Annotated in this window: 13 protein-coding genes; 5 read left to right on the top strand and 8 right to left on the bottom strand. The window is 69.7% G+C overall.

Features of this window, described 5'->3' with window-relative positions; genetic code table 11:
* Nucleotides 1–41: 41 nt before the first annotated feature.
* On the bottom strand, nucleotides 42–701 hold the full coding sequence (locus tag KIH73_RS09055) for a histidine phosphatase family protein (RefSeq protein WP_219082739.1): 660 nt from the start codon (nucleotides 699–701) through the stop codon (nucleotides 42–44).
* A gap of 476 nt (nucleotides 702–1,177) precedes the next feature.
* Between KIH73_RS09055 and KIH73_RS09050 the strand changes: the two genes are divergently transcribed.
* Nucleotides 1,178–2,533 (top strand): MFS transporter, encoded by a 1,356-nt coding sequence (locus tag KIH73_RS09050; protein ID WP_219082737.1) that lies wholly within the window; start codon nucleotides 1,178–1,180, stop codon nucleotides 2,531–2,533.
* 95 nt (nucleotides 2,534–2,628) lie between these two features.
* On the opposite strand, the gene KIH73_RS09045 is transcribed toward KIH73_RS09050, so the two are convergent.
* On the bottom strand, nucleotides 2,629–3,165 hold the full coding sequence (locus KIH73_RS09045; protein ID WP_219082769.1) for a GtrA family protein: 537 nt from the start codon (nucleotides 3,163–3,165) through the stop codon (nucleotides 2,629–2,631).
* A 221-nt stretch (nucleotides 3,166–3,386) separates the two neighbouring features.
* Here KIH73_RS09045 and KIH73_RS09040 point away from each other — a divergent pair, with 221 nt between their 5' ends.
* The gene (locus tag KIH73_RS09040) at nucleotides 3,387–3,734 is read left to right on the top strand and encodes a phenylpyruvate tautomerase MIF-related protein (protein ID WP_219082735.1); all 348 of its coding nucleotides are present in this window, start codon (nucleotides 3,387–3,389) and stop codon (nucleotides 3,732–3,734) included.
* A gap of 252 nt (nucleotides 3,735–3,986) precedes the next feature.
* On the opposite strand, the gene KIH73_RS09035 is transcribed toward KIH73_RS09040, so the two are convergent.
* From KIH73_RS09035 to ptsP, 4 genes are all read right to left on the bottom strand, one after another.
* Nucleotides 3,987–5,504 carry a formate--tetrahydrofolate ligase gene (locus KIH73_RS09035; RefSeq protein WP_219082734.1) on the bottom strand — a complete coding sequence of 506 codons (1,518 nt, stop codon included), beginning with the start codon at nucleotides 5,502–5,504 and terminating at the stop codon, nucleotides 3,987–3,989.
* 151 nt (nucleotides 5,505–5,655) lie between these two features.
* On the bottom strand, nucleotides 5,656–7,242 hold the full coding sequence (locus tag KIH73_RS09030) for a C69 family dipeptidase (protein ID WP_219082732.1): 1,587 nt from the start codon (nucleotides 7,240–7,242) through the stop codon (nucleotides 5,656–5,658).
* A gap of 124 nt (nucleotides 7,243–7,366) precedes the next feature.
* Nucleotides 7,367–7,921, bottom strand: a complete 555-nt coding sequence (locus tag KIH73_RS09025) for a YbhB/YbcL family Raf kinase inhibitor-like protein (protein ID WP_219082730.1) — start codon at nucleotides 7,919–7,921, stop codon at nucleotides 7,367–7,369.
* 638 nt (nucleotides 7,922–8,559) lie between these two features.
* Complete coding sequence (ptsP, locus tag KIH73_RS09020) at nucleotides 8,560–10,209, bottom strand: phosphoenolpyruvate--protein phosphotransferase (protein ID WP_219082728.1); 1,650 nt, start codon at nucleotides 10,207–10,209, stop codon at nucleotides 8,560–8,562.
* Between the two features lie 236 nt (nucleotides 10,210–10,445).
* Between ptsP and KIH73_RS09015 the strand changes: the two genes are divergently transcribed.
* Together KIH73_RS09015 and KIH73_RS09010 are read left to right on the top strand one after the other, a co-directional pair.
* A complete protein-coding gene (locus KIH73_RS09015; protein ID WP_219082725.1) occupies nucleotides 10,446–10,715 on the top strand; it encodes an HPr family phosphocarrier protein in 270 nt (89 codons plus the stop codon).
* A 264-nt stretch (nucleotides 10,716–10,979) separates the two neighbouring features.
* Nucleotides 10,980–12,008: a LacI family DNA-binding transcriptional regulator gene (locus KIH73_RS09010; RefSeq protein WP_219082723.1), complete on the top strand. Its 1,029-nt coding sequence runs from the start codon at nucleotides 10,980–10,982 to the stop codon at nucleotides 12,006–12,008.
* A 200-nt stretch (nucleotides 12,009–12,208) separates the two neighbouring features.
* On the opposite strand, the gene KIH73_RS09005 is transcribed toward KIH73_RS09010, so the two are convergent.
* Nucleotides 12,209–13,603, bottom strand: coding sequence for an immunoglobulin-like domain-containing protein (locus KIH73_RS09005; RefSeq protein WP_219082720.1), 1,395 nt, complete (start codon nucleotides 13,601–13,603; stop codon nucleotides 12,209–12,211).
* Nucleotides 13,604–13,933: 330 nt separating this feature from the next.
* Entirely contained in the window at nucleotides 13,934–14,677 is a 744-nt protein-coding gene (treR, locus tag KIH73_RS09000; RefSeq protein WP_236022696.1) for a trehalose operon repressor, read from the bottom strand.
* Nucleotides 14,678–14,917: 240 nt separating this feature from the next.
* Between treR and treP the strand changes: the two genes are divergently transcribed.
* Nucleotides 14,918–16,463, top strand: a 1,546-nt coding sequence (treP, locus tag KIH73_RS08995; protein ID WP_219082717.1) for a PTS system trehalose-specific EIIBC component, incomplete at its 3' end; no start/stop codon positions are given.

Below are 16,463 nucleotides of genomic sequence, written 5' to 3'. Positions count from 1 at the left end.
GCTCCTTTGCGACCCTGCGTGTTCCCTTATCCATTGTGCCCCTATCTGACGCCGGCCGCGGGGTCGACATAGGTGATGCTCATCACGTTCCCGGTCGCGCAGTCGTAGGTGATCGACGTGATCGAGGCGAGCGCGGTGTGCCGCAGCAGCATGTTGTGCTCCGGGTGCCCGGTCTCCAGCAGATGCCGGTACGACCAGATCGGCGACTCGTGGCTGACGACGACGATCTGCTCGCCCTGGTGCTCGCGCACCTTCTCGGCGGCGAACCGCGAGACGCGGTCGGCGATCTGCCGGTAGCTCTCGCCCCAGCTGGGGCGCCACAGGTTCGTGACCAGCCTCCAGTTGCCGTTGCGCCACAGCGCGCCCTCGCCGTGGCCGATGCGCGTGCCGCGGAAGTCGTTGCCGGCCTCGATGACGCGCCGGTCGGTGACCAGCTCCAGCGCGTCCTGTCCGCGGTCGGCGCGGACCCGGTTGAGCGCGTCGAGGATCTCCTGCGCGGTCTCGCGGGTGCGGTCGAGCGGCGAGGAGTAGACCGCGCCGACCGTGTTCATCTGCGGGCTGGCGGCGATGTAGCGGGCGGTGGCCTGCGCCATGCGGCGGCCGCGCTCGGACAGGTGGAAGCCGGGCAACCGCTCGTACAGGATGTGGTCGGGGTTGTGTACCTCGCCGTGGCGGACGAAGTGGATGGTGGTCGCGGGCATGGCCGGTCTCCTTGTCTGGTCGTGTCGGCGTCGGCCCGCGCGCCGGGCCGCGGCGCCGGCCGTCCGGGGCCGTCTCCGCGGCCGTCGTTCGGGCCGCGCCAGGCGGCTGCGCGACGGCCGGGCGACGCCGTGTGAACAATCGGTTACCACGACCCAATCTACAGCGTGTCGCCTATAGGACAACGTTAGACTTGCTGTGTTTCCATAAGTGAACCCCAAGGCATTCGAACGGCTCCGCCGTGCGCGCCGCGGAGGCGCGTCCCCGCCGCGCCGCGCGTCCGCGGAACGGCACCGCCTGACGGCACAGCACCGCCGGCACAGCGATTCTCGGTATTCTCCCCGGCGATTCCCCGATTCCCAGCCAGCCACGCACGTCGGCCCTCGTATGCCCGTATGCCCGGAGACGGGCGCGTCAACCGCCCGCCGTGACGCAAAACGACGGGACCCACGCCAACCGTGAGCAGAAAGGAGCGGCCATGGCCTCCCAAGTCATCGCCGGCGTCAAGGACGTCGGCAGCCGTGTGTTCGGCGGATACGCCGAACTGCTACGAATCCCCCACACCGCCCGGTACGCCGTCGGCGCGGTGATCGCCTGCATGCCGTTCCCGATGGTCGGCATGACGATCACGATCTCCGTGCAGCACTACTACGGCAACTACTCGCTGGCCGGCGCGCTGACCGCCGTGCAGGCGATCGCGCTGGCCGTCGCCAGCCCGATGCTGGGCAAGCTCGTCGACAAGTTCGGCCAGCGCCAGGTCTCGATCCCGACGATCATCGTGTGGATGGTCGCCGCGTTCTCGCTGGTGACGGCGATCACCTCGCACGCGCCGGAATGGGTGCTGTTCTGCATCGTGCCGTTCCTGGCCGCGATTCCGCCGTGGGGCGCGATGAGCCGCAGCCGCTGGACGCACCTGCTCAAGGGCCACCCAGAGAAGACGAACCAGGCGCTGAGCCTGTGCGGCGTGTTCGACGAGTGCATGTGGGTCGTCGGCAACCCGCTGGCCTCGACGCTGGCGGTCATCTCCGGCGCGCTGTCGTTCTCCTTCACCGGGCTGTGCGTGCTGGTCGGCGCCCTGATGTTCCTCACCGAGCTGTCGACCGAGCCGAAGTCGCAGACCCAGCTGGCGCGCGAGGCCGGCATGACCCGCGCCGAGTACCGCGCGCAGATGGCGGCCAAGGCGGCGGCGCTGCGCGGCCGCGAGGAGGCGCGCGAGGCCGGCAGGGGCGGCGCGGGCAAGGCCTCGATCCTGAGCGCCGGCCTGATCGCCGTGTGCATCACCTGGTTCTCGCTGGGCGCGTTCCAGTCGGCCACCTCGATCTCGATCATCGCGTTCGCCACCGAGCAGGACATGAAGCAGTACACGGGCTTCGTGTTCGCCTGCTTCTCGTTCAGCTCGATGATCGGCGCGCTCGTCTACGGCGCGAAGCACTGGCGGATCCCGCTGTGGAAGCGCTTCTACTTCTGCCTGGCGGTGGTCAACATCGGCATCGGCTCGTTCATGTTCGCCAACCACCTGTGGGTGATCATGGTCATCTACCTGGTGATCGGCGTGTGCCAGGCCCCGACGTGGGTCAACGGCAACCAGCTGATGCTGCACCTGGTGCCGCCGACGCGGTTCACCGAGGGCATGGCGTGGATGAGCGCGATGAACGCCATCGGTTCGTCGGTCGGCTCGGCGATCGCCGGCCAGTTCATCGACCGCTTCGGCTCTCACGGCGGGTTCGTGGTGGTGACGGTGCTGGCGCTGACGTCGCTGGCGATCGCGTTCATCGGCTTCCGGCAGATCAAGGCGAGCACCGAGACGCCCGAACTCACCGAGCTCGAGCCCTGATCCCCGCCCCGTTACGAAGAAACGGCGCACGTCCGATATCGGACGTGCGCCGTTGTCGTATGCTGTATGCCCGTATGCCTACCGTCGGGGCGGCGCTACCGGGGCCAGCCCTTGGGGGTGTGCTCCAGCGACCACACGCCGAGGCGGTGGGAGAAGCTGTCGCGCCACTTCTCCTCCAGCTGCTCGGGCGTCAGGCGATTGTCCGCGCGCTTGAGGCGGTTCATCGCGTTGGTGTGCGTATCGTCGAGCAGCCACTTGCGGATCACGAAGTTCCAGACGGCCACGACCACGGTGGCCACAACCTTGCCGATGTTGGTGCGCAGCAGGTACTCCGCGTGCTGTGAGACGAACGCGTCGTGGTTCATGCCGTAGGTGGACAGCCAGATGATGGCCGCGTTCATGAACAGGCCGATCACCGAGGCGCCGACGAAGATCAGGATCTCCATCCAGCGGGCCATGTCCTCGCGGTGCTTGAACACGAACTTCATGCTGGCCAGGTAGTTGAACACCAGCGACACCAGGAACGAGATCGTGCTGGCGGCGACGTTGTGCATGTGGAACACGCCGACCAGGATGTTGAGCACGCCGAAATCGATCACCGCGGCGACGACGCCCACCACGCCGAACTTCATAAGCTGTTCAATCAGTTTTCTCACATCCGCCCATTTAACTCGCAGTCGCTGACCACGGTCCGGGGCCCGGCAAACGCACACCGTTCCCACGCATCGCCGCGGTTCCCTGCCGGCGAGCGCCCGCGCCTGCGGATAGACTGGCCTTGAGACGCGCCCCGCCGCGCGCCCGCACGCGGGCGGCGACGGTCCGGCGCGCAGGCGGTACAACCAAGGAGGTCATCATGCCCGTCATCCACACCCACGTCTCCGTGCCCACCACCCCCGAGCAGCGCGAGGCCCTGAAGACCGCCTACGGCAAGGCGATCACCGCGGTGCCCGGCAAGTCCGAGGGCTGGCTGATGTGCCCGTTCGAGGACAACATGCCGATCTACTTCGGCGGCGACGACTCCAAGCCCGCCGCGTACGTGGAGGTCAACGTCTTCGGGTCCTCCGTGCCCGGCTCGGCGTGGGAGCGGCTGACCGCGTCGATCATGGCCGCGCTGGAGCAGGAGCTCGGCATCCCGCAGGACCGCACGTACATCCGCTACACGGCCACCACCGACTGGGGGTGGAACGGCGGCAACTTCTAGCCGAGGTCGGGCCGGGCGACCGCCGTCGGACGGCCCGACCGGCCCCGGAGCACGCAAGGCCCCGGTTCACAGGATCCGCCTGTCTGATCCTGTGAACCGGGGCCTTGTGCGTTTCTCTCGTCGAATCCGCGGCATACCGCGAACCGGCCGAACAGCGTTGTGCGTATTTTGAGCGTTTTCGGTTCACAGGATCCGTCCGTCGGATCCCGTGAACCGGCCCCGCCGGGCGCGGCGGCCCGGGAGCCCGGGCGCTCAGACGATCTTCGGCATCGGCGTGGTCAGCGACGTCGTCAGGTTGACGTGCACCACGCCGGCGCCCGCGTGGACCTCGACCTTCTTCAGCGTCACCGTGCGCTCGTCCTCGGGCCGCGTGTCGTCGTCGGTCATCGTGGCCGGGGACTTCACCGCCACGACGGCCAGGTCGTCGATGGCGATGCCCGCCTCGCGGCACAGCTCGCGCGCGGCGACCAGCGACTCGGTGAACCCGTCCTTGAGCAGGACGCGGTCCTCCGGCACGCCGTAGGCGCTTTTGGCGATCCACTTGACGTTCTCCACCAGCTCCATGCCCTTGCGGCTGTGGAACTGCGCGGCCGACGAGGACTGCCCCAGCGCCGCCACGAAGCCGTCGAGCTGCGGGGCCAGCGCCTCGCCGCCGTCGCGGAACAGGTTGCCGACGATCGGCTCGCGGAAGTCGAGCTCGGCGGCGGTCGCCCTGAGCGAGTCGACCTGGTCGTCCTCGCCCTCCCACAGGTTGATCAGCGGGAAGGTCGGGATGTCGTAGTTCTCCAGGCGCTGCACGTGGAACGGGTAGCGCCACGACAGGGACGGGTCGTCGCGCCAGGTCGAGGCGCGGGTCACGACCACCGCGGCGGACGGCCACTGCGCGCCGTACTCGCGGCAGGCGATGTCCAGCCACTTCTGCGCACCCGCGTCGGCGCCGTAGCCGGCCTCGACGACGACCACGTCGTGCAGCGCGCACGCCATCTCGACGGCGACCAGCGTGGGGATGCCGAGCGAGACGTTGGCGAACGGGCCGCCGTGCACGTAGACCGGCGAGCCGTTCAGCGTCTCGGTCAGGGCGGGCTTGACCGCGTCGGCCAGCATGTTGGTGATGCGCCACAGGTCGATGAACTCGCCGAAGGCCACCGGCTTGCCGTCCTTGGTGCCGGCGATCATCGCGGCGACGCGGCGGCCGATCTCGTCCATCGAGCGCGAGAGCACCACGATCTGCATGAGCTCGCAGGTCGGGGTGAGCACCACGCGCTCGGGCACGTCGTTCTTGCCGCGGTCCACGGCGATCTGGCGCAGCGAGCGCGAGGGCACCTCGGAGACGCGCGGCACCAGGATCGTGTCGAGGCGGCCCTCGTCGACGGCCTTCTCCGCGAAGGAGACCAGCAGGTTCTGCGCGGCTGCGATCGCCGCCATCTCGCCGCACAGGCCCCAGTCGATGAGTTCGGGGTGGGTCAGCGACGCCTTGCCGCCGCCCGACGCGCCGCCCTTGGAGCCAGCGGCGGTGATGCCCATGCTCGGCTGGCGCAGCACGGCCGCCGCATCGATGCCGCGCGCGTTGAGCGCGTCGATCAGCGCGATCGTCGTCGTGGTCTTGCCCTCGCCGCGGCTGGCCTTGAGCGGGGTGTCCGCCGTGACGAGCACGACCTTGCCGTGCTTGCGCGGCGCGTCCGGATTGGACTTCAGATAGTCGAGGTACCCGAACGCGTCGATCTTCCTGACCAGGCCGTACTGGCTGGTGAACTCTTCGATTCCGGTCATTGCCGTCCTTTCGTACAGTTGCACTACTCAGACTACCGCCCGCCTAGGAACGGCGCGGGCCCGCCTCCCCCGAGACAGGGGGCGGGCCCGCGGGTGCGCCGGAACACGGCGCGGTCCGGCGCCGAACCGGTTCGACTCCGACCGATGCCGATCAGAAGTCGGAACGGTTGAAACCGTTCCTCATCTTCATGCTCGTCGTGTACAGCACGGAGTCGAGCAGCCGGTCGGTCTCGTCCTTGAGCCAATCGGCCAGGCGCCCGTTGGCCTCGGTCAGCCGGGCGCGCACCTCGTCGTTGCGCACCGCGGCGACGATGCCGTCGGGATCCATCGGCTGCACGTCGGCGGCGTCCTCGTCGGGCCCGACGCCCTCGACCTCGCACAGCGCGGCGACCTCGCGGTCGGTGTCGGCGATCATGCGGTGGCCCATCGCGCCGGTCTTCTGCTGGTAGCGCTCGACGGCGTTGGCCGTGTCCGCGAACGCGGCGTCGCACAGCGCGGCGATGACGCGGTTCTCCCAGTAGAAGTTCTCGGTGGTCACGCGGGTGGTGGTGTCCTCGAGGTACTTCGGGGTCGCGTCGACGTTCGCATAGAACGGCATCAGCGTGTTGAACGGGTTCGAGCCGTAGGCGAGCCACTGCACCGCGCGGATGGCCTGCGGGCGGTACGGGCGGATCTGCATGACCGCCAGCTGGCTCTGTCGGTTGATGCCGATCGTGCGGAACATGCGGCGCGTGCGCTCGTCGCCGAGCGTGCCGTACGGGTCGTACGGCGTGCCCTGGTAGTGCGAGCTGAGCACGTACTTGACGTCCTCGATCGTGATCTTGCGCTCCGGCTGGCGGGCCCACGGGATGTCGTCGCTGGTCGGCTTGTGGTCGGCGTCGGGGCCGTCCCAGACCTCGTCGTACGGGTTGAGGCAGCGCTGCATGTACCAGGCGCGCGGCGTGTTGTACACGTGGTCGGAGTCGGAGTGCGAGCCGAAGGCGTCGCGCGGGTTGAACGGGCTGGCCGGCTCCACCGCCAGGTCGAGGTGGTTGGCCTCGATCCACTCGCCGAGGTCGGCCGAGCACATGTGGTCCACCTGCTCGCCGAGCGCGTCGTCGAGGTCGAACTCGTCGATGCCCAGCTGGTTCGGCATCGTCACGTACGCCTCGTCGGGCACGCGGCGGGCGATCCAGTGGTGCCCGCCGACCGTCTCCAGCCACCAGATCTCGTCGACGTCGGAGAACGCGACGCCGTTCATCTCGTAGGTGCCATACTCCTCCAGCAGCGCGCCGAGGCGCTCGACGCCCTCGCGCGCGGTCCGGATGTACGGCAGCACGATGGTCAGGAAGTCCTCCTCGCCGATGCCGCCGGGGACCTCGGGCTCGTAGCCCTCCTCGCCCTCGCGGCCCTTGGCCGGGCGCAGCTCGACGAACGGGTCGGCGCCCAGCACGCGCTCGTTGGTGGTCAGGGTCTCGGTGGCGCTCATCGCCACGTTGGCCTCGTTGACGCCCGCCTCGCCCCAGACGCCCTCCTTGAGGTCGGCGTTCGGCACCGCGGTGTAGCGCATCGGATCGTCGGGCAGGTCGATCTCGACGTGGCTCAGGACGCTGCGGTAGCGCCGCGGCTGCTCCTCGGGCGTGACGACGACGAAGCGCTTCGGGCAGAACTCTCCGTTGGCCGAGTCCTCGTTGCGGGCGATGATGGTGGAGCCGTCGTAGCTGGCGTCCTTGCCGACCAGAATCGTGGTGCAGGCCATGCTTACCTTGTTTCCTTTCGATGTGACTGTCCCCGTCGCCGGGGTGACGGCGGCCGCGCCGTCGGAATGCGAACCGACACGATTCTAGACCACCGCGCGGCGGCACGGGCGCGGGGTTTCGCGCTCAGGCCCGGCCGGTCAGGAAGATGCCGCCCTGGTCCGGGGTCTCGCCGCACGCGCGCAGCGCATGGTTGAGCTCGTTGAGCCAGAACCCCTGGTTCAGTCCGGGCAGCGGCCTGGCGGTGGCCCACACGTGCAGGTAGTACTCGTGGTCGCGGTCCGGCGGGTTCGGCCCGTTGTAGCGCATCGTGACCGACGGGTCGGTCTCGCCGACGAAGCGCGAGGCCGCCGAGGTGCGCCCCTGCACGGCCTCGGGGACCATCGCCGGCATCTGCCGGGAGAAGTCCGGCGGGACCTGCAGCGCACGCGAGTCGTTGAAGTCGTACATCAGCGCGTCGGCCGGCAGGTTGGCCACCGACCAGTGGATCCACTCGAACCCGCACACGGGGATCGAGTCGGGATCGACGAACTCCCAGTGCAGGTAGTGGTACCGCGACCTGTCGAAGTCCTCGATGTAGAAGGGGAACGACACCACCGGGGTGCCGTTGGTCTTGTACTCCGGATCCGCCGCCTTGGCGAACACGTCCGGGATCTCGGTGAAATCGGCTGTGATTCTCATAGGTCCAGTATGCCCCGCCCGGCGCCGTTTGTCTTCGATCGTCCCGGCGTTCGGTCGGGGTGTCGGGCAGGTCCGGCGCCGGGCGGGCGGGAGGACATCGGCCGGTCAGTCCGGTAAGACGTCCGGACGGTCGGATATCGGCTGACCGGTCGGGTGTCGGACCAGGCAGACAGGCCGGGCGGTCGGCAAGGTGGCCAGGCGGCAGGTGTCGGGCCAGGTGGACGAGCAGGCTGACCGACCGGCAGTGCATCGGGCCGGCCGTGAGGGCGACACGCCGACCGTCGTCGCAGGCTTTGGTGGATGGTCCGCGGACAAGGGCGGAATGCCGCCATTCCCCGCAGACCATCCGTCAAAGCCTGCGGGACGCCGACCACCGGACCGACCATGACCACCAGCCCACGGATCATCCCGCCACAACCCACAGCCGCAACCACGGCACAGATCACCCGGCCACAGCCTACAGCAGCCCAGCCGTCCGGCCACAGCCTCAGCAGCCCACCACGACCACGACCATCCGGCCAACCACCAGACGCCGGCCACAGCCATTGCCCGCCGGCAACGGAAAAACGGGCGCCCGGCAAGACCGGACGCCCGTCGGCAACTGGGAGGAAGGAACGTCGTGTGGGAGGGGGCGGCCCTTACTCGGCCGGGTGGTAGAAGTCGCCGTTCAGCGCGGCCGCGGCCCTGGCCCGCGCCTCCTCGAGCGTGACCTCGGCCAGCGAGGCGCGCACGTCGTCGAGGGCCACCGGGGTCATCGACAGCGAGTTGACGCCCAGGCCGGCCAGCACGACCGCCAGGTCCGGATCGGCCGCGGCCTCGCCGCACACGCCGACCGGCATGCCGTGGGCGTTGCCGGCGTCGGCGATCATCTTGATCGCGCGCAGCACCGCCGGATGCCAGGCGGTCTGGTAGGCGGCGACCGAGCCGAGCGTGCGGTCGGCGGCCATCGTGTACTGGGTCAGGTCGTTGGTGCCGATCGAGACGAAGTCGGCGACCTGCGCGACCTTGTCGGCCACCAGCGCGATCGAGGGCACCTCGGCCATCACGCCGACCTTCTTCAGGCCGTAGGACTTGCCGAGCTCGACGAAGTACGCGGCCTCGTGCTCGTCGGCGACCATCGGCACCATGACCCACAGGTCGGCCTCGGTCTGGGCGTCGGCGGCGGCGAGGGCCTTGAGCTGGCCGTCCATGACCGGCATGTGCTCGCGGAGCGTGCGCAGGCCGCGCAGGCCGAGCGCGGGGTTCGGCTCGTCCTCGGGGGTCAGGAACGGCAGCGGCTTGTCGGCGCCGGCGTCGAGCATGCGGATGACGACCTTGCGGCCGGGGAAGCGCGCGAGCAGCTTCGCGTAGGCCGCGGTCTGCTCCTCGATGCTCGGCGGCTCCTCGTTGCCCAGGAACAGGAATTCGGTGCGGAACAGGCCCACGCCCTCGGCGCCGTGCTCGAGCGCCGGGTCGGCGTCCTCGGGCTTGCCGACGTTGGCGAGCAGCGGGATGCGCGTGCCGTCCTTGAGCATGCCCGGCTTGCCGCGCAGCTCCTTGGCCTTGGCCGCCTTGGCCTTGGCGGCCGCCGCGGCGAGGATCTGGTCGTCGCTCGGGTCGGAGACGACCATGCCGTTGGCGGCGTCCACGATGACGGTGGTGCCGTCGGCCAGGCCGGCCGCCTCGGCGGCGGAGACGACGGCCACGATGCCGCGGGCGCGCGCCAGGATGGCGGTATGGCTGGTCGGGCCGCCCTGGCTGGTGACGATGGCGAGGGTCTTGTCGAGGTCGAGGGCGGAGGCGTCGGCGGGCGAGAGGTCCTCGGCGACGAGCACGAACGGCTTGTCGCTGACCGGGACGCCGGGCGCGGGCACGCCCATGAGGTCGGCGATGACGCGCTGGCCGACGTCGTGCAGGTCGGCGGCGCGCTCGGCCTGGTAGCCGCCGATGGCCTTGAAGACCTCCTCGACGGCGGCGAAGCCCTCGAACACCGCGCGCTCGGCGGTCTTGCCCTGCTCGATCAGCGTCTTGATGGACTCGGCGAGCGAGGGGTCGGAGGCGAACATCGCGATCGCCTGGAGGATCGGGGCGGCCTGCTTGGCGCCCTCGTCGCCCTGGGCGGCGGCCTCGGCGCGGCGGTTGAGGTCCTCGTTGACGAGCGCCATCGACGCGGTGACGCGCTCGATCTCGGACTCGGCGGTCACGCCGTGCGCGCGGGGCGTGTCGCTCGGCTCGTCCAGCGGGGCTGCCATGCGGATGACCGGGCCGACCGCCACGCCGCGACCGATGCCAACACCCTTGATTTCCATGTGATCCTCCTTGTCTGCCGTCCGCCGATGGACGACGCTGCACATACCCACGCCATCGCGGGTAAATCTTTTCTGATTGACTGTCAGTATACACCCGAAAATTGGCTTTGCAACTTTGGTAAACGTTTGCTCATTTCGGGCGTTTCCTGTGCTATAGTGAACACCACGGGGCACGCCGGACGGCCGGCTCGGCCCCATCGGCAGCACATGTACCCAACGACGCAAAGGAGTGTCACATGGCAATCGCAACACGCACCGCAGTCATCAACGACCCCGTCGGCATCCACGCCCGCCCGGCCGCGCAGTTCGCGCAGGCCGCCAACGCCTCCGGCTGCAAGGTCACCATCTCGAAGACCCCGGGCGCCGCGGGCGTGCCGGCCAGCAGCATCCTGTCGATCATGGGCCTGGGCATCAAGCAGGGCGACACGATCGAGATCGTGATCGACGGCGACAACGCCGAGACCGTGGCCGACGAGCTCGTCGCCACGCTGATCAAGGCCGAGTGACCTGGCGCGCGCATCCGCCCCGAACGGACGGCGGCGCGCCCTCCCCAACCGCCCTTCCGGACACCGACGGGGGCGCCGCGCGCATGGACGGCGGCGCCCCCGCCCGCGTTCCGGCCGCCGTCCGCGCACGCGAACCCGCCGCCCGCACCGCGGGGTAACGCTATCCTGTTAAGTGAACCGGCCATCGAACGCGATCGACCTTCCGCCCCGGCCCGTCGACGCCGCCGGCGCGACACCGCACGCCACCACCGCAACGGAGGAACCATGCCAGCACGGACGACCGCATCGGGCAACGGCAGCTCGATCACCGACGTCGCCGCGCTCGCCGAGGTCTCCACGGCCACCGTCTCGCGCGTGCTGTCCGGGCGGCGCACCAAGGACGACGACATCGCCCGCCGCGTGCGCGCGGCCGCCCGCAAGCTCAACTATTCGGTGAACTACGCCGCCAGCTCGCTGCGCAGCGACGTGACCAACACCATCGGCCTGCTCATCCCCTCGGCCACCGACCATTTCAGCGCGCGGCTGCTCGACGTCCTGGAACCGGTCGTCGACACCGAGCACCGGCAGCTGCTGCTCGCCATCGGCGGCACCCAGCAGCTGCAGGCCGACCGCATCGCCTCGCTGGCCGCGCGGCACGTCGACGGGCTGATCGTGGTCGCCGCCTCCGGCGTGGACCTCGCCCCGACGCTCGAGCGCTTCGCCGAGGACGTCCCGATCGTGCAGGTCGGCGGCCGGCGGCGCTCCTTCCACTCCAGCATGGTCTCGATCGACGAGAACGCCGCGATGCAGATGGCGATCGGGCATCTGGCCGAACGCGGCGCCCGCTCGATCGCCTACCTGGCCGGTAAGGAGATCTCCTTCGAGTCGGCCGAGCTGTTCGCGCTGTTCCACACGCAGCTGCGCTCGTTCGGGCTGACGACGCACACCAGCTGGAACCAGTTCGGCGACCGCAGCGTGCAGCGCGGCTACCAGTGCGCGATGCGGCTGTTCGGCGGGCCGGACGTGCCCCGGCTCGGCCGCCCGGACGCGCTGCTGTGCGAGGACGACTCGATCGCGTTCGGCGCGATGATGGCGCTGCGCACGCTGGGACTCGACGTGCCCGGCGACGTCAAGGTCGTCGGCTACAACGACTCGTCGATCGCCAGCGCCGCGATGCCGACGATCACCTCGGTCCGACCGCCGTTCGACCAGATCGTCGCCGAGGCGCTGCGGCTGATCGCGCTCGGCCCCGAGCACCCCACGCACGTCTCGATGCCCCCGGAGCTCATCGTGCGCGGGTCCACCGCCGCATAGACGGTCCACGCGCACGCCGCCCGCCCGACCCGCACACGCACACGTGCCGCCGCACGCACGTCGCAGGCCGTTCCACGCGCGTCCCGTCGCACACGCCCCCTCCGCGCACGCCGGCCCACGACAAGGCGGGGCCCTCGGCACGTCCACGCCGAGGGCCCCGCCCCAATCACGTCGGCGGGATCCCGCATCCCGCCGACGTCCTATCGCCGCATCCTGCGGACCGCGACGGCGCCGAGGCCGCCGGCCGCAACCAGCGCCAGCATCCCGAGGGCGACGACGCCGAACGCGGCGCCCGTGACGGGCAGGCCGTCCTTCGCCACGGCCGCGGGCGAACCGCCCTTCGCCACGGCCGCGGACCCCTTGGAATCCGTCTGTCCGGCGGCGCCCCCCGCCCCGGCGGACGCCGGGGCGCCCTCCACGGTGTACTCCACCGTGACCTCCGAGGACACGCCGTAGCGGTCGGTCACCTTGTAGGTCACGGCGTACACGCCCGGCTTGGACGTGTCGACCGAGCCGCTCACCACGGTCACGTTCGCCGGGTCGATGGCCGCGCCGTCGGCGTCCGTGAACGACGTGGCGCGCAGCGGGTCGAAGGCCGAGCCGGCGGCGACGGCGACCGCGGCCGACCTGGCGGCCGGCGCGTTGCGCACCGTGACGGCGCGCGTGAAGGTCCGGGTGATGCCGGCGGCGTCGGTCACGGTGTAGGTCAGCGGGTACGTGCCGGGCCGGGTCGTGTCGACGGTGCCGGTCACGTCGGCGGCGGTCAGCTCGATCGGGTTGCCGTCGGCGTCGGCGGCGCTCACGCCGGCGAGCGGGTCGAAGGTCGAGCCGGCGGCGACGGCGAGGTCCTGAGCGCCGTCCACGACCGGCCTCGCGGCGACCTTCACGGCGACGGTCCTGCGGGAGGCGCCGTGCCCGCCGTCGACCACGGTGTAGACGACCTTGTAGGTGCCGGGCACGTCGGGGTTCACGGTGTTCTCGGCCACCTGGATGGCCGGGGTCAGGTCGCCGTCCTCCTTGTCGGTGGCGCTGACGCCGGCGAGCGGGTCGAACTCGTCGCCCTGGGCGATCGTGAGGTCCCTGGCGTCGATGGTCGGGATGGCGTTGCCGATCGTCCACATCTCGATGTCGTAGGGCTCGGCGGCGTTCAGGAAGATCGGGCCGCTGTACGGCTTGCCGGCGGCGCCCCAGGCGGTGCCGGCCATGAAGGAGTTCTTCACGCGGATCTGCTTGGTGATGCCGTAGTAGGTGCCGTCGTCGGCCTGGATGTAGTGGTCGTAGACGTCGTCGCCGAGACCGAAGCGGCTGCCGGTGTAGTCGAGGAACGAGCCGGCCTCGTCGTCGGGGACCGCGCCGCTGTAGGTGGTGGTCACGAAGCGGTCGTTGTCCGGGGCGAACGTCGCCTCGCCGTCGGTGTTCATCGCGGCGAGGATCTCGTCGAGGGTGCGGTTGGTGCCGTCCTTCTGCGGGTAGACATGGACCGTCCAGTTCGCGATGCGGCCCGCGTCGTCGGCCGATGCGACCGGGGCGAACGAGAACATCGCCAGCGCGACCGCGGCGACGGTCGCGACGGCGCCCAGCTTGGAGCGTCGCATGGTGCTTCCTTTCCTGAAAAATCTCAAAATTATGCATAGTCTACGGATTTGTTCAGGCGACGCACAACGGACGATGCCCCCGCCGGGCCGCGGCGCGGCGCCGGGACCGTGCGGCGGGCGCGCGGCCGCGGGATGCGGGGCGGACGCCGGCCCGGCCCCCGACGCGACGGCGCCACGCGCCGGGTCGCCGCAGGGAGCGAGCCGCGGGTCGGACGCCCCGAATAAGCCACCCGCCCCGAGTCGCATGCGTCGGTCCGGCGCGTCGGTCCGGCGACGGCCGCGATCCGTGCCGCCGCGCCATGACGGCATGGGGGATGGGGGCGGCGCGGATCAGACGCCGGGGCGCCGGCGGGTGGCGACGTCCTGGAACTGGAAGTAGTCGGGCCGGTGCCGCGACTGGGTGTATTCGAACTGGATGCCGTTGTCGTCGTAGGTCTGCCCGGTGATCACGGCGAGGCAGTTGTAGCCGTTGAGGTCGAGGTAGCGGCGGTCGAGCGCGGTGGCGCGCTCGACGGTCAGCGTGCGCTTGCTGGTGGTGATGGTGACGCCCAGCTCCCGCTCCAGGTAGTCGTACACCGAGCGTTCGGCGATCCGCGGGGTCAGACCCGTGGCGATCGACGTCCGGAAGTAGTTGTGGTCCAGGATCAGCGGCTTGCCCTCGAGCACGCGCAGGCGCTGGATGTAATACAGCCGCTCCCCCTCGGGGAATCCGGTGCGCGCCGCGGTCCGGGCGTCGGCGATGAGCTCGCGGAACTCGAGCACCCTGGTCTGCGCGCTCATGTGGTTGCGGGCGACGGACTCCTTGAACGACTCGATGCCGCCGACCGTGAACGCGGCCTGCGTGGCCGGACGGTAGATGTTGCGCACGCCGCGGCCGTGCATCGGCTGGACGTAGCCGTCGGCGGTGAGCTGGGCGAGCGCGCGGCGCACGGTGTTGCGCGAGCAGTCGTATTCGGCGGCGAGCGCGTTCTCGCTCGGCAGCATCGACTGGTAGGCGTAGACGTCCTGCTCGATCTTCTCCTTGAGGTCGCGGTAGATCTCGTCGTACTTCGCCTTCGGCATGCGCAGCTCCATCTTGTTCAAACGTGTGCGTCCATTGTACGGCCGACGGCGGCGGCCACGGGCGCCATGGGCGGCTCGGCCCTCCCCGACACGCCGTTGACATGTTCAAACAAGTTTCCTATACTTGTTTAAACAAGCGATGGATCACTGGGGACGCACGCAAGGCAACGCCGCCGGAGAGACACCGTGGGCAGCGCGGACCCACCCGACGCTGCCGCCCACCGAGCAAGGAAGCCACGGAAAGGAAAGGACATGGGCAAATACGAAGGCGACGCCCGTCGCCTGCTGGAGCTCATCGGAGGCAGGGAGAACATCAAGGCGGTCACCCACTGCATGACGCGCATGCGCTTCGTGCTGATCGACCCCAAGAAGTCGGACGAGAAGCAGATCGAGGCCATCCCGGCCGTCAAGGGCACGTTCACCCAGGCCGGGCAGTACCAGGTCATCATCGGCAACGACGTGGCCGAATTCTACAAGGACTTCACGGCACTGGCCGGCATCGAGGGCGTGAGCAAGGACGAGGTCAAGGCCGCCGCCAAGACCAACCAGAACGTCGCGCAGAAGATCATGGGCACGCTCGGCGAGATCTTCGCGCCGATCATCCCCGCCCTGATCTGCGGCGGTCTGATCCTGGGCTTCCGCAACGTCATCGGCGAGATCGACTTCTTCACCGACTCCGGCGCGTTCGACCTGATGCACGGCACGCAGAGCCTGGCCGACATCTCGCAGTTCTGGGCCGGCATGTACAGCTTCCTGTGGCTGATCGGCGAGGCCGTGTTCCACATGCTGCCGGTCGGCATCTGCTGGTCGATCACCCGCAAGATGGGCACCACGCAGATCCTCGGCATCATCCTCGGCCTGACGCTCGTCTCGCCGCAGCTGCTCAACGGCTTCTCCGTCGGCACCACCGACCCGGCCGACATCCCGGTGTGGGACTTCGGCTTCTTCCAGGTCGAGATGATCGGCTACCAGGGCCAGGTCATCGCCGCGATGATGGCCGCGTTCGTGCTCGTCTACCTGGAGAGGTTCTTCAAGAAGCACTGCCCCGAGGTCGTGAGCATGATCGTCGTGCCGTTCTGCTCGCTGGTCCCGGCCGTCATCATCGCGCACACCGTCGTCGGCCCGATCGGCTGGGCCATCGGCAACTGGATCGGCGACGTGGTCTACGCCGGCCTGTTCTCCCCGGTCCGCGTGCTGTTCGCCGCGCTGTTCGGCGCCCTGTACGCCCCGCTGGTCATGACCGGCCTGCACCACATGACCAACGCCATCGACACCCAGCTGACCACCCAGTACAACGGCACCCCGCTGTGGCCGATGATCGCGCTGTCGAACATCGCCCAGGGCTCGGCGGTGCTCGCGATGACCGTGCTGCAGAAGAAGAACGAGCGCGCCCAGCAGATCAACGTGCCCGCCTGCATCTCCTGCTACCTCGGCGTGACCGAGCCCGCGCTCTTCGGCGTCAACCTCAAGTACAAGTTCCCGCTGGTCTGCGGCATGGTCGGCTCCTCGCTCGCCGCGATGATCTCGGTCGGATTCGGCGTCGAGGCCACCTCGATCGGCGTCGGCGGCCTGCCGGGCATCCTCTCGATCAAGCCGCAGTTCTGGGCCGTCTTCCTCGCCGCGATGCTCGTCGCCATCGTCGTGCCGTTCATCCTGACCCTGATCGTCGGCAGGAGGAAGCTGTCGGCCGCCGAGCTGGGCGGCGAGCAGGCCGCCGTCGCCGCCACTGTCGAGGCCGCGCCGGCCGCCGAAGCCACCGTCGCCACCGCCACCGCGGCCGAGACCGCCGCCCCGGCCC

The organism is Bifidobacterium phasiani, assembly GCF_019331775.1.
GTDB lineage: Bacteria > Actinomycetota > Actinomycetes > Actinomycetales > Bifidobacteriaceae > Bifidobacterium > Bifidobacterium phasiani.
Note: the sequence above shows the minus strand (reverse complement) of the source record. Positions and strands in the feature narration are given on the sequence as shown.

Excerpts from the sequence above, each read along its gene's own strand:
- KIH73_RS09045 (WP_219082769.1), bottom strand. The coding sequence starts at position 3,165 with ATGAAGTTCGGCGTGGTGGGCGTCGTCGCCGCGGTGATCGATTTCGGC.
- ptsP (WP_219082728.1), bottom strand. The coding sequence starts at position 10,209 with ATGGAAATCAAGGGTGTTGGCATCGGTCGCGGCGTGGCGGTCGGCCCG.
- KIH73_RS09030 (WP_219082732.1), bottom strand. The coding sequence starts at position 7,242 with ATGGCCTGCACCACGATTCTGGTCGGCAAGGACGCCAGCTACGACGGC.
- KIH73_RS09010 (WP_219082723.1), top strand. The coding sequence starts at position 10,980 with ATGCCAGCACGGACGACCGCATCGGGCAACGGCAGCTCGATCACCGAC.
- KIH73_RS09055 (WP_219082739.1), bottom strand. The coding sequence starts at position 701 with ATGCCCGCGACCACCATCCACTTCGTCCGCCACGGCGAGGTACACAAC.
- KIH73_RS09025 (WP_219082730.1), bottom strand. The coding sequence starts at position 7,921 with ATGAGAATCACAGCCGATTTCACCGAGATCCCGGACGTGTTCGCCAAG.
- KIH73_RS09035 (WP_219082734.1), bottom strand. The coding sequence starts at position 5,504 with ATGACCGGAATCGAAGAGTTCACCAGCCAGTACGGCCTGGTCAGGAAG.
- KIH73_RS09015 (WP_219082725.1), top strand. The coding sequence starts at position 10,446 with ATGGCAATCGCAACACGCACCGCAGTCATCAACGACCCCGTCGGCATC.
- KIH73_RS09005 (WP_219082720.1), bottom strand. The coding sequence starts at position 13,603 with ATGCGACGCTCCAAGCTGGGCGCCGTCGCGACCGTCGCCGCGGTCGCG.
- KIH73_RS09050 (WP_219082737.1), top strand. The coding sequence starts at position 1,178 with ATGGCCTCCCAAGTCATCGCCGGCGTCAAGGACGTCGGCAGCCGTGTG.
- treR (WP_236022696.1), bottom strand. The coding sequence starts at position 14,677 with ATGGAGCTGCGCATGCCGAAGGCGAAGTACGACGAGATCTACCGCGAC.
- KIH73_RS09040 (WP_219082735.1), top strand. The coding sequence starts at position 3,387 with ATGCCCGTCATCCACACCCACGTCTCCGTGCCCACCACCCCCGAGCAG.